Below are 23,158 nucleotides of genomic sequence, written 5' to 3'. Positions count from 1 at the left end.
TCCGGTACATACGGACGGATATGTACTGAAAGGTAACTTCGAGTTGTTTCCGGTGAGAAAATAGAGAACGAAGTAAGCAACTTGCTCGATGTGTTCGGTGCCTGCCGATCGCTGCTCGTGTGGCAGCCGGTGGGGGCGCGTGTGATTGTGGGAAAGAGAGGCTTCGATTGGACCCGCTAGGTGTGGAAGGTGCTGGACACGACGACGGAGTCGGCAGTTCCGAGCATTCGTCGTTCCCACTGTCACCGGCCCAATTGGGAATGTGGTTCGCGCAGCACGTGGACCCCTCGGTACCCGCGAACATCGCCCAGTACATCGAACTGCACGGCGACCTCGACGTGGAGCTGCTTCGCCGAGCATCCTCGCAGGCGGCACTCGAACTGCAATCGGGATTCGTGCGCATCGTCGAGGTCGACGCCGAGCCCCGGCAGATCGTCGACCCCACCCTCGACGACTCTCTGAACTACCTCGATCTGCGCGGTGAGGCCGATCCGCGAGCAGCGGCCCTGGCGTGGATGCACGGCGACTACAGCGCGCCGATCGACATTCTCCGCGACCGACTCATCGCGGCGACCGTCCTGCGCCTCGAGGACGACGTGTGGTTCTGGTACGAGCGCGTGCATCACGTGGTGCTCGACGGTTTCGGTGCCGTCACGTTCATGAACCGTGCGGCGGAGCTGTACACCGCAGCGGTGGAAGGTACCGAGCCGAGCAAGAACCTGGCATCGGATCTGACCAAGGTCTACGACATCGACGTGGCATACCGTGATTCGACCCGTTTCGAGGCCGACCGCGAGTACTGGGCGTCACGCATCGACGGCATCGACGGAGTCACCACTCTCGCCGGGCACACGGCTCCGCCGGCAGCGAAGAGCCAGATCGACAGCACAGCTCTGTCCACCGAGACGATGGAACGGCTCGAGGCTCTTCGTGCCGAGACGGACACCACGATGGCAACCATCGTCATCGCCGGCTTCGCCGCCTACCTCGCCCAGATGACCGGACGAGAAGACGTCGTACTCTCGCTGCCGGTCACCGCACGCACCACCGCTGTACTTCGCCGTTCCGGCGGAATGGTCTCCAACGTCGTTCCCCTTCGGCTCGACGTGTCGGGAGACACCACCGTCGAGACGCTCTTCGCGCGCGTCAACGCCGAGGTCTCCGGGGCCCTGCGCCACCAGCGTTACCGGCACGAGGACATCCGGCGCGATGCAGGCTCGGCCAGTGGTCAGGCCTCGTTCTTCGGCCCGTGGGTCAACATCATGCTGTTCTTCGGCGAGGTGCGCCTCGGGTCGATGGTCGGCGGCATCAACATTCTCTCGACCGGCCTCATCGAGGATTTCGGGCTCAATCTGTACACCAGCGTCGCCGGGTCCACCACGCACATCGACTTCGAGTCGAACCCCAATCTGTACGGACCGGAACAAGCCGGCCGGAACCACGAACGCTTCGTCGATTTCTTCGCCCGCTTCGTGGCGTCGGGACCGAAGGACGCGGTATGGGATCTGGCACTGACGGACGGTCTCGAACGCGAGCAGGTCGTGGACCGGTGGAACGACACCGAGCACGAGACCGAGCCACGGACTCTGCTCTCCGCATTCGAGGCCGCCGCGGCCGCGAACCCTGATGCGACAGCCCTGGTGTACGAGGGCGAGGCGCTGACATACGGTGACCTCTCGGCGCGCGTGAACGGCCTCGCTCGCCACCTGATCGACATGGGTGTGGGTCCCGAGACGCTCGTCGGACTGTCGATTCGCCGTTCTTTCGACCTCGTCGTCGGCATGTACGCGATCGTCGCGGCGGGCGGTGCCTGGGTGCCGATCGACCCCGACCACCCCGCGGATCGCACGGCCTACATTCTGGATTCCGCACAGCCGCGGTGCGTGCTGATCTCCTCCCGCGACGAGGTGGCGCTGCCCGAGGGAACCGAGACGGTTGCGGTCGATCTCGTCGACTGTGCCGCGAGGTCCACGGCACCCGTTCGGGATGTCGAACGCACTGCGCCACTACGACTTTCGAATACTGCGTACGTGATCTACACGTCCGGTTCCACCGGACGGCCGAAGGGTGTCGCGGTCGAACACGCGGCCATCCACAACCAGATGGAGTGGATGCTCTCGGAGTATCCGATGGACGCCTCCGACGTCTATCTGCAGAAGACGGCCACCACCTTCGACGTCTCGCTCTGGGGATTCTTCCTGCCGCTGCGCGTCGGCGCGACGATGGTGCTCGCCACCCCCGACGGGCATCGAGACTCGGTCTACGTGGCCAACAAGATCGCCGAACATCGGGTCACGATCACCGATTTCGTGCCGTCGATGCTGACGGTGTTCGTGGCCAACGCGCCGATGGGCACTTGCAGTTCGCTGCGCCACGTGTTCGTCATCGGTGAGGCCCTGCCGGTCGAGACGGCAGCGTCGTTCCGCGCGCTGTGCTCGGCGGGGCTGCACAATCTCTACGGCCCCACCGAGGCCGCGGTCTCGGTCACCTATCACCCCAGCGGACCGGAGGACACCCGCACCGTTCCGATCGGTGTCCCCGAGTGGAACACCAGGGCCTTCGTTCTCGACGGTCGGCTGCGACCCACCCCGATCGGCGAATCGGGCGAGCTGTACCTCGCCGGAGTCCAGTTGGCGCGCGGCTACGTGGGCCGACCGGATCTGAGCTCGGATCGCTTCGTCGCCAACCCCTTCGGCACCGACGGCGAGCGGATGTACCGCACCGGTGACCTCGTACGCTGGCGTAGCGACGGAGTGCTGGACTACATCGGACGAACCGATTTCCAGGTCAAGTTCCGCGGCCAACGCATCGAGCTCGGCGAGATCGAAACGGTTCTGCTCGCCAACGAATCCATCTCGCAGGCAGTGGTACTGGTTGTCCAGACGGTCACCGGTGATCAGTTGGTGGCGTATGTGGTCGCGGCTCCCGGGCGATCCATCGAGTCGGCCACGGCGATCGAGTTCGCCGGTCACGCCCTACCGTCGTACATGGTGCCTGCAGCGGTCGTCGTCCTCGACGCCCTGCCGTTGAACACCAGCGGCAAGCTCGACCGAAAAGCGTTGCCGGAGCCGGTGTTCAGCAGTGCGAAGAAGTACCGGGCTCCGCAGAGCCGAGCGGAGTACGTCGTCGCGGGCATCTACGAGGATCTGCTCGGAGCCTCCAAGGTCGGTCTGGACGAGGACTTCTTCGAGCTCGGTGGCAACTCTCTGATCGCCACGCAGTTGGTGACGCGAGTCGGCAGCGCTCTCGGTGTGCGCCTCGGTGTCCGTGAGCTGTTCGAGGCTCCCACGGTCGGCGCACTCGCGGCCAGGGCCGAATCGGCGGCCCGGCTCGGGGCGGACACCCCGGTTCTGGAGTCGCGGGAACGGCCCGAGCGTATTCCGCTCTCACCTGCGCAACAGCGGATGTGGTTTCTGAACCGCTTCGACCCGACCACCGCGGCGTACAACCTGCCGTTCTCCGTTCGTCTGACCGGTCCGCTGGACGTGGTGGCGCTGTCGGCCGCATTCGCCGATGTCGTCGATCGACACGAAACGCTGCGCACCGTCTACCCCGAAGTGGACGGCTCACCGGAACAGGTCGTGCTCACGGCCGCACGGACTCCGGCGACGATTCTGCCGGTTCGCATCGAACGCGACGAACTGGGTGGCCGGCTGCACGAACTGGTCGCCAAGGGATTCGACGTCACGGTCGACACACCGTTCCGCATCGCACTCTTCGAGATCTCACCGACCGAACACGAACTCGCGATGGTGCTCCACCACATCGCCGCCGACGGCGCGTCGTTCGGCCCGCTGGCGCGGGACGTGCTGGTCGCGTACTCGAGCCGAGTCAAGGGCCGCGCACCCGAGTGGACCCCTCTCGAGGTCCAGTACGCCGACTACGCGTTGTGGCAACGAGCTGTGCTCGGTCCCGAGACAGATCCACTGTCTCTGGCGTCGCGCGAAATCGCCTACTGGAGCGCGACTCTCGAAGATCTGCCCGATCAACTGGCGCTGCCGTCGAGCAGGCCACGGCCCGCCGTGTCCTCGAATGCGGGCAGCAAGCTCCGGGTGGACGTTCCGGCGCATCTGCATGCCTCGCTTGCGAACCTGGCCCGAGCGAACAACGCCTCGCTGTTCATGGTCATGCAATCGGCGTACGCGCTGCTGCTCGCCCGGCTCAGTGGTACCACCGACATCGCCATCGGTGCGCCCGTGGCCGGTCGGGGAGAACCCGCACTCGACGACCTGGTCGGCATGTTCGTCAACACGCTCGTACTGCGCACCGAGGTCGACCCGGCGTTGACGTTCGAGGATCTGCTCTCGCGCGTACGTGACACGGATCTGTCCGCGTTCGCGCATGCAGACGTGCCGTTCGAGCGCCTCGTCGAGGTGCTGAACCCGGTCCGCTCGACGTCTCGGCACCCGCTGTTCCAGGTCGCGATCTCACTCGAATCGGCGATGTCTCGTGAACTCACCGTCGGTAGCCTGCGCGCGGAAGCCGCCGAATTCGATGTTCCCATCGCCAAATTCGACATACAGCTGTGGCTGGCCGAGCACCTCGACGATGGAGCGCCCGCGGGTATCGATGCGGTGTTCGAGTACGCCACGGATCTGTTCGACGAAGATCTCGTCGAGAGCTTCGCGCGTCGCTTCCTGGCGATTCTGGACGCGGTCACCACGGACGCGACAGTGCCGGTCGGTGACGTCACGATCGTCGACGCCGCAGAGCACCGTGCCGTGGTGTCGCAGTGGAACGTCTCGGGAGACGACGTCTCACGAGAGCTGACCCTGGTGGATCTGCTCGATGCAGCTGCCGCGAATCACCCGGACGCCGTCGCGGTGCGATTCGGTGGCTCGTCGATGACCTACGCGGAGTTCGATGCGCAGTCCAATCGCCTTGCGCGCGTTCTCGTCTCGCACGGCGTCGGCCCCGAAAGCCTGGTCGCCGTAGCACTTCCTCGGTCGGCGGAACTGGTCGTCGCGCTCGTCGCGGTGATCAAGGCCGGCGGTGGATACCTCCCCGTCGACCCGAGCTACCCACTCGACCGGGTCGAGTACATGCTCGACGATGCTCGCCCCACCACCGTTCTGTTGTCCGGCTCGGACCGAGTCGAACTGCCGTCTGACGTCGAATCACGTACCGGCGCAGCGCTGCTCGATATCGACACCGTCGATCTGTCCTCGGTGTCCGACGATCCCGTCACCGACGAGGATCGGACTGCTCCGCTGCGGCCCGACAACGTCGCCTACGTCATCTACACCTCGGGTTCGACGGGGCGTCCCAAGGGCGTGATGGTTCCGCATCGCAACGTCGTTCGGCTGCTCGACAACACCGATTCTGTCTACGGCTTCGGTGCCGACGACGTCTGGACGATGTTCCACTCCTACGCATTCGACTTCTCGGTGTGGGAGCTGTGGGGACCGTTGCTGTACGGCGGCACGTTGGTCGTCGTCGACTACTTCACCTCACGGTCGCCGGAGGCATTCCACCGACTGCTCGTCGACGAGCAGGTCACGGTGCTCAACCAGACGCCGTCGGCGTTCTATCAGCTCTCCGAGGCCGATCGCACGACGGCGACCGCGCACGGCGAACTGGCGCTGCGGTACGTGATCTTCGGCGGCGAAGCCCTCGAACAACGACGGCTGACCGGCTGGTTCGAACGGCACGGGCACAGTGCGCCCCAGCTCGTCAACATGTACGGCATCACCGAGACGACCGTGCACGTGTCCTACCGTGCGCTCGATGCCGCGTCCGTCGAGACGAGCGCGTCGGTGGTCGGCAAGCCGATCGCCGGACTGCGGGTGTTCGTTCTGGACACCCGACTGCACCCGGTTCCGATCGGAGTGCCCGGCGAGATGTACGTTGCCGGTGGACAACTCGCTCGCGGTTACCTGGGGCGCCGAGAGTTGACGTCGGTTCGCTTCGTGGCGAACCCCTTCGCATCCGAAGCAGGCCAGGGATCGCTTTTGTACCGAACGGGTGACCTCGCGCAGTGGAACGCCGCGGGCGAGCTCGAGTACCTCGGTCGTTCGGACGATCAGGTCAAGGTTCGTGGATTCCGCATCGAGCTGGGCGAGGTGGAGGCGGCGGTGACGTCGCACCCGAGCGTCACCCAGGCGGCGGTCGTGGTCCGTGAGGACTCGCCCGGTGCTGCTCGTCTGGTTGCCTACGTGGTGGCGGACCAACCCATCGAGGACGTCGAGGACGTCCGTTCCACGGTCACCGGACAGGTTCCCGACTACATGGTGCCGTCGGCATTCGTTCTGCTCGACGCCATCCCTCTGACAGTGAACGGCAAGTTGGATCGGCGGGCACTACCTGCGCCGGTCCTGGAGGTCAAGGAGTTTCGAGCACCTACGACGCCGATCGAAGAGATCGTTGCCGACGTGTTCTCCGATGTGCTCGGTGTCGAACGAGTCGGTCTCGACGACGACTTCTTCGATCTGGGTGGCAACTCGCTGATTGCCACCCAGGTGGTGTCGCGACTCGGCGTCGCTCTCGACACGACCGTGCCCGTTCGCATGCTGTTCGAGGCGTCGACGGTGGCGTCGTTGGCGGTGCGGGTGGAACAGCACTCGGGTAGTGGAAGTCGTCGCGCTCTGGTCGCGGGCGAACGTCCGATCCGGATACCGCTCTCGTTGGCGCAGCAGAGGATGTGGTTCCTCAACCGCTTCGAGCCCGACTCCGCAACTTACAATCTTCCCTTCGCTCTTCGGTTGTCCGGTCAACTCGACGTCGCGGCGATGCAGGTGTCCATCATGGACGTCATCGATCGACACGAGTCGCTGCGAACGTTGTACCCGGACTCCATCGACGGTCCCCATCAGGTGGTGCTCGACGCTGCCCAGATCGTGCCGAGCCTACTGCCGATCAAAGTGGACGCGAACAACATTCAGCACGAAGTCGTCGCTCTGACATCCCGAGGTTTCGACGTCACGGCCGACGTCCCGATCCGTGCCACCCTGTTCGAGGTCGATTCGACCGAGCACGTTCTCGCCATTGTCGTACACCACATTTCGGCAGACGGTTGGTCGATGGGGCCGGTGGCACGCGACATCATGACCGCGTACGCGGCGCGCACGGCCTGGGAACACCCGAACTGGATACCGCTGCCCGTGCAGTACGCCGACTACACACTGTGGCAGCGGGACGTGCTGGGCTCGGAGGACGACCCGGCTTCGCTGATCTCCTCACAGATCGAATATTGGAAGAGCAAACTCGACGGACTGCCGGATCAGCTGGAGCTACCGCTGGATCACCCGCGTCCCGCGCAACAGACGTTCCGCGGAGCCCGTACGAGGTTCTCGATCCCTGCCCGTACCCATCGCGCGCTCTTCGACATCGCACGTGCGAACAATGCGACGTTGTTCATGGTGGTGCACTCGGCATTAACCGTTCTGCTGGGGCGTCTGTCGGGAACCGAGGACATCGCTATCGGAACACCGGTCGCCGGTCGCGGTGAAGTGGCAGTCGACGACCTGGTGGGGATGTTCGTCAACACCTTGGTCCTGCGAACACCGGTCGATCCGGCCCGCTCGTTCACCGAGCAACTCGCGATTGCGCGAGACTCGGCGCTGGGTGCCTTCGCCCACGCGGACGTACCGTTCGAGCGGCTGGTCGAGGTACTGAATCCGGTCCGCTCCACGGCCAGGCACCCACTGTTCCAGGTCGTGTTGTCGTTCGAGAATCTGCGCACCACGCACGTCGACCTGCCCGGGCTCGGAATCGACACCATCGAGCTCGATGCCGCGGTGGCCAAGTTCGATCTGCAGTTGACTCTGTCCGAGTCGGTCGGAGCCGACGGTCGCGGACAGGGCATGGCCGCTGAATTCACTTACGCAACAGACCTTTTCGACGAGCACACAGTGGCCGCATTCGCGAACAGGTTGTTGCGGATCCTCGACGCTGTGGTGGCCGATCCCTCGATCACCGTCGGGGACATAGAAATACTCGACAATTTCGAGCGCGAGTTCGTCGTGTCGCGCTGGAATGCGTCGGGCGACGGAGTTCCCGACAGCCCGTCGACGCTGGTGGACATCTTCGATGATCAGGTATCGAAGTTCCCGGACGCGCCTGCTGTGACGTTCGAGGATCGGACGCTGTCCTACGCAGAGTTCGACCGCCGCGTCAACCGTCTCGCGAGACACTTGATATCGGTGGGGGTCGGCCCGGAAACACTTGTGGCCGTGGCTCTTCCACGGTCGATCGATCTCATTGTCGCGCTCCTCGCCGTGGTCAAGGCCGGAGGTGGCTACCTGCCGGTCGACCCGAACTATCCACCCGAGCGCATCGACTTCATGATGGCCGACGCCGGACCGGTCTGTGTGCTCTCGACCGGAGATCTCGTCACTCGCCCCGAGGGCGTCCCCCTGGTGGATATCGTCGGCTTGGATCTGACCGATCTCGACGATTCACCGATCCGTGACGACGAGCGCACCACGACACTTCGGCCCGCGAACGTCGCGTACGTCATCTACACGTCCGGCTCCACCGGCCGACCCAAAGGTGTCCTGGTGCCGCACCGAAACGTGCTGCGTCTGTTCGCCAACACTGCGTCCTCGTACGGGTTCGACTCCTCCGACGTGTGGTCGATGTTCCACTCGTACGCCTTCGACTTCTCCGTCTGGGAACTGTGGGGTCCGCTCTTGCACGGCGGCTCGCTCGTGGTCGTCGACTTCTACACCTCACGTTCGCCCGAAGCCTTCCACGAACTCCTGGTGTCGAAGCGCATCACCGTCCTCAATCAAACTCCGTCGGCGTTCCATCAACTTGCCGAAACCGACAGGGCCAAGGGGAACACCGATTCCGAGTTGGCTCTGCGGTACGTGATCTTCGGCGGTGAAGCGCTCGAGCTACGACGCCTCTCCGGTTGGTTCGATCGGCACGGTGACCGATCGCCGCGGTTGGTGAACATGTACGGCATCACCGAGACGACTGTGCACGTGTCGTATCGCGAACTCACGGCGGAACTGGCGGCATCTGCTTCGGCATCAGTGGTGGGATCTCCGATCGCGGGTCTGCGGGTCTACGTTCTCGACGGAAGACTGAATCCGGTTCCGGTCGGCGTTCCAGGCGAGATGTACGTTGCCGGTAAGCAGTTGGCGCGCGGGTATCTGGGTCGAGCAGATTTGACCGTGAGTCGATTCGTCGCGGATCCGTTCGGTGAAGCGGGGTCGATGCTGTACCGCACAGGCGACGTGGCTCGGTGGGGCGTCGGCGGCGATCTCGAATATCTGGGGCGCAGCGACGATCAGGTCAAGGTCCGTGGATTCCGGATCGAGTTGGGCGAGATCGAGGTTGCCGTCGCCGCTCAGCCGACAGTCGCACAAGCCGCCGTGATCGTCCGCGAGGACACGACCGGGTCGGCACGGCTGGTGGCGTACCTGGTGGGTCCGGGCACGATCGACATCGACCGGGTGCGCTCGGGAGTGAACGAGATGCTGCCCGAGTACATGGTGCCCTCGGCATTCGTGGAGATCGACGCCATCCCGCTGACGGTCAACGGAAAGCTCGATCGTCGTGCCCTGCCGGAACCGGCTCCCGAGGTGCGGGAATTCCGTTCTCCGACAACGCCGGTCGAGGAGATCGTTGCCGGTGCTTTTGCCGACGTCCTCGGTGTCGACCGAGTCGGTCTCGATGACGACTTCTTTGCACTCGGGGGAAATTCGCTCGTCGCGACGCAGGTGGTCTCGAGGATCGGAGTCGCACTGGACGCCCAGGTCCCGGTGCGCGCCCTGTTCGAGGCGTCGACCGTCGCCGCCCTTGCCCTTCGGGTGGAACGGCATTCCGGCGCGGGTGGCCGTACGCCGTTGACGGCCGATCGGCGCCCCGAACGCATTCCACTCTCGCTGGCCCAGCAGCGAATGTGGTTCCTCAATCGCTTCGACCCCGAGTCGACGGCGTACAACATTCCGTTCGCGCTGCGATTGAGCGGGCCGCTCGATGTCGAGGCGTTGCGTGGTGCACTCGCGGACCTCGTCGAGCGACACGAATCGCTGCGCACCGTGTACCCCGATTCCCCGGACGGCCCCCAGCAGCTGGTACTACCGGCGTCGAAGGCGGAGCGGGACTTCGAGGTGTTCGATGTCGAGGGCGACGAGGTCGTCGGTGCGGTGCACCGATTCGTCTCGCGGACTTTCGACGTCACGAGGGAGATCCCTCTCGAGATCAGGCTCTTTCGAGTCGCGCAGCACGAATTCGTCCTGGCGATGGTCGCCCATCACATCGCAGCCGACGGTTCCTCGATGGTTCCGATGACCCGAGACCTCATGGCTGCGTACGCAGCCCGGTCCGATGGCAGTGACCCGATGTGGCCGCAGCTACCGGTGCAGTATGCCGATTACGCGTTGTGGCAGCGGCGTACTCTCGGCTCCGAGGACGATCCGGAATCGCAGGCTGCGCAGCAGATTTCGTACTGGCGTTCGGCACTGAACGATCTGCCCGATCAGCTGAATCTGCCGACCGACCATGCTCGACCGAAGAATCAGTCCTTCCGCGGCGGACGGATCGAGTTCGACATCGACGGGCAGACTCACCGTTCGTTGCAGCAGTTGGCGCGTACGCACAACGCGACGGTGTTCATGGCCGTTCACACCGCTTTCGCGGTTCTGCTCGCGCGACTGACCGGATCCTCGGACATCGCCGTCGGCACTCCGATCGCCGGACGCACCGAGCAAGCCGTCGAAGATCTGATCGGCATGTTCGTCAATACGCTGGTCCTGCGCCTCGACGTCGACCACGGTGCATCGTTCGAAGACCTCCTCGCACAGGCCAGAGAGGTCGATCTGCACGCGTTCGCCCACGCCGACGTCCCGTTCGAGCGTCTCGTGGAAGTACTCAACCCCAACCGTTCCACGGCCAGGCACCCGCTGTTCCAGGTCGGATTCTCGTTCCAGAACTTCGCGCAGCGCACGCTCGAGCTCAGTGGGTTGACCGTCTCCACCCTGGAGACGGAATCCGTCAACTCTCAGTTCGACCTGCACCTGATCGTGTTCGACTCGGTCGACGACGCAGGCGGCAGCGGATTGTCCGCGATGATGACCTACGCAACGGACCTGTTCGAGGAATCGACGGCCCGGAGCTTCGTGCAGCGTTTCGAGTTGCTGCTCGCCGCTATCTCGTCCGACCCGACACGTCCGGTGGCGGACCTGGACGTACTTCGGTCGGACGAGAGAACACAGGTCCTCACGACATGGAACGACACGGCCCGGGCGACCGACACCCAGGCCACGCTCGTCGATCTGTTTCACCGCACCGCGGCCGAGAACCCGAAACGGACCGCACTCCAATTCGGATCGGACGCACTGACATACGCGGAATTCGCCGCCCGAGTCAGTCGGCTCGCGAGGCATCTGGTGCGTCATGGCGTCGGTCCCGAGGCTCTGGTGGGTCTCGCCCTTCGCCGATCCATCGACCTCGTCGTGGCGATGTACGCAATCGTCGAGGCCGGTGGAGCCTACGTTCCGATCGACCCCGATCAACCCGCCGAGCGCAACATCCACATTCTGGACACAGCGGACCCGATCTGCATCGTCACCACGTCCGAGCACACCGCCGCGATGTCCACCACGGCGACGGTGATCGAGCTCGATGTCTGCGACCTCTCCGAATGCTCGGCAGAACCCTTGACCGACGGTGACCGACTCGCGCCTCTGCGCGCCTCGAACACCGCGTACGTGATCTTCACGTCCGGCTCCACGGGGCGCCCGAAGGGTGTCTCGGTCCCGCACCGCGCCATCGTCAATCAATTGCTGTGGAAGCGCGAAGAATTCGGTCTCGGCGTCGACGACGCCGTGCTGCTCAAGACCGTGGCGACATTCGATCTCTCGGTGTGGGAGTTCTGGTCTGCCCCCACGTCGGGTGCACGTCTGGTCGTGGCCGAACCGGACGGGCACAAGGATCCGGACTACCTGATCGAGTTGCTGCGCGAACGTGCAGTGACCACGCTGCACGTCGTTCCGTCCATGCTGTCGATGTTGATGTCCGTGGGCAACGGAACGTTGCCGCATACCCTTTCGCGAGTGTTGGCGATCGGCGAGGCACTGCCGGCCGCGCTCGCGCAGCAGTTCGTCGCGCGTAATACTGCAGAGCTGTTCAATCTCTACGGGCCCACAGAGGCAGCGGTGTCGGTGACCGCGCACCGCGTCACGGACTCGGATGTGGACGTCGTGCCGATCGGCGCACCGGAGTGGAACACCGAGGTGCTGGTACTGGATTCGCGTCTGCACCCGGCCCCTGTCGGCGTGGTAGGGGAGCTCTACCTCTCGGGCGCTCAGTTGGCCCGCGGCTACCACACCCGCGCAGACCTCTCCGCTGAACGGTTCACGGCGAATCCGTACGGCGGTCCAGGAAGTCGCATGTACCGCACCGGCGATCTGGTGCGCTGGTCCGCGCGCTCGCACCCCGCCGCCGGGATGCTCGAGTACGTCGAGCGTGCGGACTTCCAGGTCAAGCTACGTGGATTCCGCATCGAACTCGGCGAGATCGAGGCAGTCCTTCGACAACTCGACAGTGTCGGTGACGCCGCCGTGATCGTTCGAGAACACCACGTGGTCGGTGACCGAATCGTGGCCTACGTCGTTCCCGACGCCGATGCCACGGTCGACGCGGACGAACTCCGAGCCGAGCTCGGTCAGGCGCTGCCGTCGTACATGGTGCCGTCGGACTTCGTCGTGCTGGACGTGTTGCCTCGCAACGTCAACGGCAAACTCGATCGCAAGGCGCTGCCCGCACCGGTTCTCGACTCCACCGAGTTCCGTGCGCCGAAGACACCGGTCGAAGAGATCGTGGCCGGCGTGTACGCCGAGGTGCTCGGCGTGGACCGAGTCGGGCTCGACGACGACTTCTTCGCGCTCGGCGGAAATTCGCTCGTCGCAACCCAGGTGGTCGCCCGACTCGGTGTTGCGCTCGACGCCCAGGTTCCTGTTCGCCTCGTGTTCGAGGCATCGACCGTCGCTGCTCTGGCGGCTCGGGTTGCGCCCTTGTCGGGCGAGGGCGCGCGAGCGCCGTTGACTCACCGCCCGCGCCCCGACGCGATTCCGCTGTCTCTCGCGCAGCAGCGCATGTGGACGATCAACAGGGTCGATCCGGATTCGGCCGCGTACAACATCCCGGTCGCCCTTCGTATCCGCGGCGCTCTCGATGTGGACTCGGTACGACTGTCGGTCGCCGATGTGGTCCGGCGACACGAGGTTCTGCGAACCGTGTACCCGGAGACTCCGCACGGGCCCGTCCAGCAGATCCTCGACGCCGACGCCGCCGGACTGCCGTTCGACACGAGTACGGTCGACGCGACCGGAATCGAAGGTGCACTGGTCGCGTTCTTCGGCCAGGGCTTCGATGTCACCTCCGACGTTCCGATTCGAGTGGCTCTGTTCGAGGTCTCCGCCGGCGATCACGTGCTGGCGATGGTGGCGCATCACATCAGTGCCGATGGCTTCTCGATGCGGCCCATGGTCCGTGACGTCATGACCGCATACTCCGCGCGCGTGCACGGGGAGGCACCGGCATGGCCGCCGCTGGAGATTCAGTACGCGGACTTCGGTCTGTGGCAACGCGACGTACTCGGCAGCCCGGAAGATCCGTCCAGCGTCATCTCCACTCAGATCGGCTACTGGATGGAACAGCTGGCGGGCGTGCCCGAACAGCTGTCCTTGCCCTTCGATTCGAGCCGTCCGCGGACACCGTCGACCGAGGGGGCGCGCGTCGAGTTCACCGTCGGGCCTACCGTCGCACGGCAGGTGGCAGAGACGGCCAGGTCCACCGGCGCGACGGTGTTCATGGTGGTGCACAGTGCGCTCGCTCTCCTGCTTGCGAGGCTGAGCGGTTCCTCGGACATCGTGATCGGAACACCCGTTGCCGGGCGCGGAGAACAACAACTCGACGACGTCATCGGGATGTTCGTGAACACTCTGGTCCTGCGGACCCAGGTGCGTGAGAACGAGACGTTCGCCGATCTCGTCGCCTCGGCGAAGGACACCGACCTCGCTGCCTTCGGCCATGCCGACGTTCCGTTCGAGATGCTCGTCGATGCTTTCGGCCGACCGCGGACCGGGTCCGTCAGCCCGCTGTTCCAGGTTCTGCTGACGTTCGCGGACCGTGCTCCGGGTGCGGTGGAACTCCCCGGTGTGACAGTCGAACCCGTCGACATCGACACCGATCAGGCGAAGTTCGATCTTCAGCTCACGGTGTTCGAGGACGTGAACACCGATGGGGAGCTGGTGGGCCTGCGCGGAGTGTTCACCTACGCCACCGCACTGTTCCAGCGCTCCACCATCGAGACCGTGGCGGAACGATTCGCGACGGTCCTCGGTACGGTCACCAGCGACGCTTCTGTGGTGCTGCGAGAGATCGACATCTCGACGGAGCGAGAGAAGAAGATGTTCGCCCCGAAGAAGAAGGCGGCATCGGTCGCGGACCTACCGCGTTTGGTTTCCGAGGCGGCAGTGGAACAGCCGGATCTGACCGCCGTCGAGCACGACGGTCAGGCCGTCACGTTCGCGCAACTGCGCGACAAGTTCGACAGTGTGTCCACGACAATGGGTTCTGCGTTGAAGCCGGACGCTCTTGTCACGGTCGCATTGTCGGGGTTGATTCCGGGCATCCTGCCTGCTCTCGGAGCCCAGGGATACGCTGCGAAAGTGGCGGCCCTGATCGAGCTTTCGCAGTCGGTGATCGGATCCGACGATTGAGTGAACGACCGATCGGTATCGGTGGGTTCGAAGCGATTCGATTCGGGTACACCAGGTGTGCGAACGTAGAGAGAAGTGTGCGTTTAGCGCGTGTACGCGCGTGCGTTTCGAGATGTGCGTCGAGTAATGCGATCGCAGCGTCTCGGTTGTCGAGCGGGAGGAACAGATAGATGTCGGTCGGAGATTCGAACCGCAGTCAGTACACGATCGACGATCTTCCCCGATTGATCTCCTCCGTACGAGCCGTCGATGCAGATCGAGTTGCCCTGACCGCCGCAGACGTGTCGGTGAGTTATGCGCGACTGGACGACGAAATCACCAGCCTGGATGCAGCCATGGGCGGTGTCCTCGGCGTCGATGCTCTGATCCCCGTCGTTCTCTCCTCGGTTGCACCGGGGCTCCTCGAGGCAACCCAGGGCGGTCTGGAGGCCGTGGTCGACGCGTTGATCGCAGATGCGATCTCCGTCGTCGGTGACTCCGCCCCGGCCCGAGCGATCAGTGCCGATTCGACCGACACGCTGTCGAGTCGATTCGCCGCACAGGTTCGGCGCACTCCCGATGCCGTTGCATTGGAATTCGAAGGTTCCGAACTCACCTACGCCCAGTTCGGCGCGCGAGTCGATCGCTTGGCCCGCCATCTGATCGATCTCGGTGTCGGCCCGGACGATCGAGTGGGCTTGGCGATCAGGCGCTCGTTGGATCTGATGGTCGCGATGTACGCGATCATCGAGGCCGGTGGCGCCTACGTGCCGCTCGACCCCGATCACCCTGCCGACCGGCTGTCGTACGTCGTCGAACTGGCTGCCCCCCGAGTCGTCCTCACCGTGAGTGCGGACGACGTCGACCTTCCGGCCGGAATCGACACCGTCGACGTCGATACCGTCGACGTCTCGTCGTACTCCGATGCACCCATCGAGCGATCCGATCGACGCGGTGCCCTGACGGCCGAGAACCTGGCCTACGTGATCTTCACGTCCGGTTCGACGGGCAGGCCGAAGGGCGTCGCCGTCTCGCACGGTGCCATCGTCGCCAACCTCGATTGGCGTCAGTCCGAGTACCCGATGGACAGCGCCGACACAGTGCTGCAGAAGACACCGTTCACTTTCGACGTGTCGGTGTGGGAGTTGTTCTGGCCGTTGCAGATCGGCGCCCGGTTGGTCGTCGCCCGCCCCGACGGACACCGAGACCCGGCCTATCTGGCCGCGATCATGGCCGACCGGCGAGTCACGGTCGCACACTTCGTTCCGTCGATGTTGGCGGTCTACGTCGCGGAGCCGAGTGCTGCGACAGTGACATCTCTTCGAAACGTCTTCGCGTCCGGCGAGGCGCTTCCCGCCGCGGTCTCCAACGCCTTCCACCGCGTTTCCTCTGCCGCATTGCACAACCTGTACGGGCCGACCGAGGCGGCAGTCGACGTCACCTACTTCGAGACGGAGTCGGAAACGACCGGCCCCGTGCCCATCGGCTCTGCGGTGCCCGAGACCGGCCTCTACGTGCTCGACGGTGGACTCCGCCGAGCTCCGCTGGGTACCGAGGGTGAGCTCTATCTGTCCGGGGTCCAGCTCGCCCGCGGTTACCTGGGACGTTCCGACCTCACTGCGGACCGGTTCGTGGCCGACCCGTTCGGTGCGCCGGGAGACCGGATGTACCGCACGGGCGACCTCGTCAAGTGGCGAGGTGACGACACCCTCGAGTACGTCGGTCGAACCGACTTCCAGGTGAAGCTGCGGGGACTGCGGATCGAGCTCGGTGAGATCGAAGCAGCACTGAGCAGCCACGAGTCGGTGGAGCAGGCCGCGGTGGTGGTGCATACCGACGCCGGTGAGACCGCGCTCGGCGACCATCTCGTGGCGTACGTCGTCACTCGAGCCGACATCGATTCCGACGAGTTGGCCGCCGCTGTCCGAAATCGGCTGCCCGAGTACATGGTCCCGTCCCTCTACGTTCCGTTGGCCGAGTTTCCGCTCGGATCGAGCGGAAAGCTGGACCGGAAAGCGCTACCCGAGCCGGATTTCACGTCGCTCGTCAAGGAGTATCGCGCTCCGAGAACACCGACGGAGAAGGTCCTCGTCGACGCGTTCACCGATGTCCTCGGAATCGACACCATCGGAATAGACGACGACTTCTTCACCCTCGGTGGCAACTCGCTCAACGCCACTCGCGTCGTTGCGAGAATCAACGCGGCTCTCGGAACTCGCATCGAGGTCCGCGTGTTCTTCGACGCGTCGACGGTGGCCGAGCTGGCCGAGATCGCCGACGAGGCCGTCTCCGTCGGAGTCCGCGCGCGTCCGGCGTTGATCGCGGGGGAGCGGCCGGAGGAGATCCCGCTGTCGATGGCGCAGCAGCGGATGTGGTTCCTCAACAGGTTCGACCCCGAATCCGGTGTGAACAACATCCCTGTCGCGTTGCGTCTGACGGGAGAGTTGGACGTCGACGCTCTCAATCTGGCGTTGCGCGACGTCGTCGAACGCCACGAGTCTCTGCGTACCGTCTACCCAGGGGTCGATGGACGCGGCCGCCAGGTTGTGCTGCCCGCGCAGGAGTCGGTGACCGATCTCGTGCCGGTGGATGTGGACGAGAGCGGTATCGCTGCCGCGATCTTCGCCACGGTCTCCACCGGATTCGACGTGACGACCTCGGCTCCGCTCCGCGTGGAACTGATGCGGGTCACCGGCACCGAACACATTCTCGTATTCGTCGTGCATCACATTGCATCCGACGGATTTTCGATGGGACCTCTCACCCGTGACGTCGTCACGGCGTACTCGGCACGGGTACGGGGCGACGCGCCCGGTTGGGCACCGCTACCGGTCCAGTACGCCGATTTCACTCTCTGGCAACGAGAGGTCCTGGGATCGGAAACGGACCCCAGCTCGATCATCTCCGAGCAGGAACGGTACTGGATCGATGCCCTGGCGGACCTGCCCGACCAGATCGAACTGCCCGCCGATCGGCAACGGCCGGTCGAGGCGTCGAACAGCGGTGCGACACTGAGGTTCACGCTCGACAACGATATCCGCATGGGAATCGAGGAGCTGGCGCGCACGCACGGTGCCACCCCTTTCATGGTGATGCATGCGGCGCTGTCCGTTCTGCTGGCGCGGCTGTCGTCCAGTACCGACATCGTCATCGGCACGCCCGTGGCAGGTCGAGGTGAGCAGGAACTCGACGACGTCATCGGAATGTTCGTCAACACCCTGGTGCTCCGCGTCGAGGTCGATCCCTCGATGTCGTTCGCCGACTTGGTGTCTCGGGTCCGTGGAATCGATCTGGCAGCGTTCGGACATGCAGACGTTCCCTTCGAGCGCCTTGTCGAGGTACTCGACCCGGTGCGTTCCACCAGCAGGCATCCACTGTTTCAGGTCATGCTGGCATTCCAGAACCTCGACCACCGATCTGTGTCGTTGGACGGACTCGACGTCGGTGCGGTGGATTTCGATGCGGCCCTGGCCAAGTTCGACCTGCAGTTGACGATCTCCGACGAGGTCGACGCCGATCCCGGTTCGGCCGGGTGGACAGTCGACCTGACGTACGCCACCGACATTTTCGATCGTGACACGGTGTCCGGATTCCGGGACCGGTTCCTGCGCGTACTCGAGGCCGTCACCACGGCTCCCGCTGTACCGACCGGCCGAATCGAGTTGCTCGAGTCGCAGGAGTACTCGGAGCTGGCGCGGTGGAACGACACCCGGCATGATGTCGACGGAGAGCACACTCTGTTGTCCGCGTTCCGCACTCAGGTGACACGCACCCCCGACGCAGTCGCAATCGTGTTCGAGGGTGAGCGGCTCACCTACTCCGAGCTCAGTGTCAGGGCCAATGCGCTTGCCCGAGAATTGATCTCGGCGGGCGTCGGACCCGATCGATTGGTCGGTCTTGCCATCCGACGATCGCTCGAGCTGATGATCGCCATGTATGCGGTGCTGGAAGCAGGCGGGGCCTATCTTCCGATCGATCCCGATCAGCCCGCAGATCGAAACGACTACGTACTCGCCACCGCGCAACCGGTGTGCATCCTCACCACCGAGCGCGAAGAATTCGCCACCGATTCCGGTGTCCCCGTCATCTCGGTGACCGCCGACGCGCCCTCAGCGGAAACCGGTCGAGCACTTCTCGATTCGGAACGCACTGCGACGCCTCGGCCGAGCGACATCGCGTACGTCATCTTCACCTCGGGTTCGACGGGCAAGCCGAAGGGCGTGGCCGTGTCGCACGAGGCCATCGTCAACCGGCTCGAGTGGATGCAGGACGAGTACGGACTGGACGTCGACGACGTCGTCATGCAGAAGACTCCGGCGACGTTCGACGTGTCGGTATGGGAGTTCTTCTGGGCGTTGCGGGTGGGTGCCCGCGTGGTCCTCGCCCGTCCCGACGGCCACCGCGACCCGTCCTACCTCGCCGACCTGGCTGCCGAACAGCACGTGAGCACCATGCACTTCGTGCCGTCGATGCTCTCGGTGTTCGCTTCGGACCTGCTGTCCGGCAACGTATCCGACCCCGCCGTCTCCGAGCGAGGTGGCGTTCGAGCAGTGTCGCTTCCCTCTCTTCGGTTGTTGTTCGCCTCCGGTGAGGCGCTACCTGCGTCCACCGCGGCACGAACGCGAGACGCGTTGCCCGGAGCGGCGTTGCACAACCTGTACGGCCCGACCGAGGCCGCGGTCGACGTCACTCACCACGAGGTGGGTCCGACCGACACGGCAGACGTGCCGATCGGTGCCCCGGTGTGGAACACCCGCCTGCACGTTCTCGACGCCCAGTTGCGACCGGTGCCGGTGGGCGTGACGGGCGAGTTGTATCTCGCGGGTGTCCAGCTTGCGCGCGGCTACGTGGCACGGCCCGACCTGACGGCCGACAGATTCGTCGCCGAACCGGGCGGTAGCGAGGGCTCCCGGATGTACCGGACCGGTGACCTCGTCCGCCGTAGGCAGGATGGGTCTCTGACCTACGTCGGTCGCAGTGACTTCCAGGTCAAGCTCCGCGGCCTTCGTATCGAGCTCGGGGAAATCGAAGCCGTTCTGACGCAACAGGTGTCGGTGGACCAGGCAGTCGTCCTGGTTCGTAACGATCAGTTGATCGGCTACGTGGTGGGTCGAGCCGGTGCTGCAGTCGACACGGCCGATCTGCAGGCCGCCTCGTCTGCGGTGCTGCCGAGCTACATGGTTCCCACAGCGCTGATCGTTCTCGATTCCCTACCGGTGACCGCGAACGGCAAACTGGATCGTCGCGCTCTCCCGGATCCGACAGTCGACGCGGGCCCGTACCTCCCGCCCGCGACACCGGTGGAAGAGATCATCGCGGGGATCTTCTCCGACATCGTCGGCGTCGAACGAGTCGGCCGCAACGACGATTTCTTCGCCATCGGCGGCAATTCGCTGACCGCGACCAGAGTGGTGGCCCGGGTCGGTGCGGCATTGGATACGTCGGTCTCGGTACGTACGTTGTTCGAGGCACCCACCGTGCACGCGCTCGCGGACCGCGTCGAATCTGCCGTGGGCTCCGGCGGTAGGACGGCGCTCGTCGCGCAGCCGCGACCGGAAACCGTTCCACTGTCCCTGGCGCAGAACAGAATGTGGTTCCTGAACCGCTTCGAGCCAGACACTGCAGTCAACAACATTCCGGTCGCGTTGAGATTGACGGGCCTACTCGATGTCGAGGCGCTACGAGCAGCCGTCGTCGACGTGGTCGATCGACACGAATCGTTGAGGACGTACTACCCGTCCGTCGACGGGACCGGTATTCAGGTGGTGGTTCCGACTACCGCTGCGATCGGTGAACTCGAGCCTCAGGACGTCGGCGAATCCGACGTGGTGGAACGAGTGACATCGCTGATCTCCCGTGGGTTCGACGTCACGGCATCGGTTCCGTTGCGCATCGAGCTGATGACCGTCTCGGAGTCGGAGCACGTGCTGGTGTTCGTCGTGCATCACATTGCCGCGGACGGGTTCTCGATGGGGCCCCTGACCAGGGACGTCATGGAGGCATACCTGGCACGACTGCGCGGCGAGATTCCCGCCTGGAAGCCGCTGGCCGTTCAGTACATCGACTACACCCTGTGGCAGCGTCAGGTCCTCGGCTCCGAAGGAGATCCGGACTCGCTGATCTCCGCGCAGGAGGCATATTGGGTCGGCGAACTGTCCGGACTGCCCGACCAATTGGAGTTGCCCACCGATCGCCCGCGGCCGCGAGTACCGTCCTATCGCGGTGCCACCCACCGGTTCGTGATCGATCACGCAATGCGATCCTCGGTCGAATCGTTTGCGCGGGAACATAACTCGACGTCGTTCATGGTAGTTCATGCCGTGCTGGCGCTTCTGCTGTCGCGCCTGTCCGGCTCGAGTGACCTTGCGATCGGTACTCCGATCGCCGGTCGTGGCGAAGCCGCGTTGGACGATGTGATCGGAATGTTCGTCAACACCCTGGTCCTTCGCACCGAAATCGACAACGACGTGTCCTTCGAGGCCATGCTGGATTCGGTTCGTGAACGAGACCTTTCGGCCTTCGGTCAAGCGGACGTCCCGTTCGAGCGTCTCGTCGAGGTCATCAACCCCACTCGGTCGACCAGTCGCCACCCGCTGTTCCAGGTTCTGCTGACCTTCCAGAACCTCGCGCCGTCGTCGTTCGACTTGTCGGGGCTCACGGTCGCCGAAGTGGACATCGAGGCCGAGCTGGCTCGATTCGATTTGCAGGTGACGGTCTCCGACACCTACAAAACCCCGGATGATCTCGGCTGGTTGGTCGAGTTCACCTACGCCACAGATCTGTTCGATTCCGCGACGGCGGTCGCGTTCGGCGAACGTTTCGTCCGCTTGCTGTCCGGGGTGATCGCCGAACCGTCCGTTGTGGTCGGCGATGTGGACATGTCGATCGGCGACGAACGCAGTTTGGTGGTCTCGGAATGGAACCGGACATCGCACCCGGTGCCCGACGCGACCCTGGTCTCGTTGTTCGAAGAGCAAGTTGCTCGGACACCGGACGCGCGAGCTGTGGTCTTCGGCTCGGAGACGTTGTCCTATCGGGAGTTCGAATCCCGGGTGAATCGGCTGGCGCGACGATTGATCGCCGAGGGCGTGGGTCCGGAATCGTTGGTGGGCCTCGCACTTCGACGTTCGACCGAGTTGTTGGTCGGAATGTACGCGGTGCTCGAGGCGGGCGGTGGATATCTACCGCTCGATCCGGAGCAACCGCTCGATCGCATCGACTACATCGTCTCCACTGCGCGACCTGCCGTGGTCTTGTCCACCACTGGTGACGGCTTCGAGGCGACGGGCGACTTCGTTCGGATCGATCTCGACGATGTCGACGTGTCGGAGTTGTCCGCGGATCCGATTGCCGATCACGAGCGTCGTGGGTCTCTCGGCGGGGCCAACACCGCGTACGTGATCTTCACCTCGGGTTCCACGGGCCGACCGAAGGGCGTGGCGATAACCCACTCGGCGATCGTCAACCGTCTCCGGTGGATGCAACACGAGTACGCTCTGAGCCCCGATGACGTAGTACTGCAGAAGACGCCGGCCACGTTCGACGTCTCGGTGTGGGAGTTCTTCTGGCCGTTGCAGATCGGTGCCACGCTGGTAGTGGCCCGGCCCGATGGACATCGTGATCCGGCGTACCTGGTCGATGTCGTCGTGACCGAGCGCGTCTCGGTTCTTCACTTCGTACCCTCGATGCTGTCGGTTTTTCTGGCAGACCCGTCCGCAGCGCAGTGCACGTCTCTGTCGCTGGTATTCGCCTCCGGTGAGGCGCTGCCCCCGCAGGTGGGAGCACACGCACTTCGGGTTCTCCCGTCCGCGCGGCTGCACAACCTGTACGGGCCGACCGAAGCGGCCGTCGACGTGACCCACCACGAGGTGACCGAGTCGGATATCGACTCGGTTCCTATCGGTCGTCCGGTGTGGAATACGCGTGTGCTGGTGTTGGATTCGCGGTTGCGGCCGGTGCCGGTGGGCGTTGCGGGAGAGTTGTATCTCGCGGGCGTTCAGTTGGCCCGTGGATACCAGGGACGTGCCGATCTCACCGCGGATCGTTTTGTGGCCGACCCGCTGTCGCCGTCGGGTGGTGACCGGATGTACCGGACCGGTGACATCGTTCGGTGGGTGCACTCGGATTCGGGCACAGGCGAATTGGTGTACGTCGGTCGCTCCGATTTCCAGGTCAAGCTGCGTGGTCTGCGGATCGAGCTGGGCGAGGTGGAAGCCGCAGTCGTGGCTCACGATTCGGTGTCGCAGGCGGTGGTGCTCGTTCGTGACGATCAGCTGGTGGCGTACGTGGTCGCTTCTGCCGGCACGGTCGAGGTCGACGTTGTTCGCGGAGCTGTGGCGGAGATGCTGCCGTCGTACATGGTTCCCGATGTGGTGATGGTGCTCGAGGCGCTGCCGTTGACGTCGAACGGCAAGTTGGATCGGCGGGCGTTGCCGGATCCGGTGTTCGAGGCTCGGGAGTATCGTGCGCCGTCGACTCCGGTGGAGGAGTTGGTGGCGGGGGTG

Annotated in this window: 2 protein-coding genes; both read left to right on the top strand. The window is 64.5% G+C overall.

Annotation, left to right across the window (positions count from 1 at the left end):
- Window positions 1-182: 182 nt before the first annotated feature.
- Window positions 183-14,675, top strand: a complete 14,493-nt coding sequence (locus CH291_RS01105; protein WP_094686507.1) for a non-ribosomal peptide synthetase — start codon at window positions 183-185, stop codon at window positions 14,673-14,675.
- A 170-nt stretch (window positions 14,676-14,845) separates the two neighbouring features.
- Window positions 14,846-23,158, top strand: an 8,313-nt coding sequence (locus CH291_RS01100) for a non-ribosomal peptide synthetase (RefSeq protein WP_256980683.1), incomplete at its 3' end; no start/stop codon positions are given.

The organism is Rhodococcus sp. 14-1411-2a (assembly GCF_002259485.1).
Lineage (GTDB): Bacteria > Actinomycetota > Actinomycetes > Mycobacteriales > Mycobacteriaceae > Rhodococcoides.
This window is presented reverse-complemented; position numbering and strand designations above follow the sequence as displayed.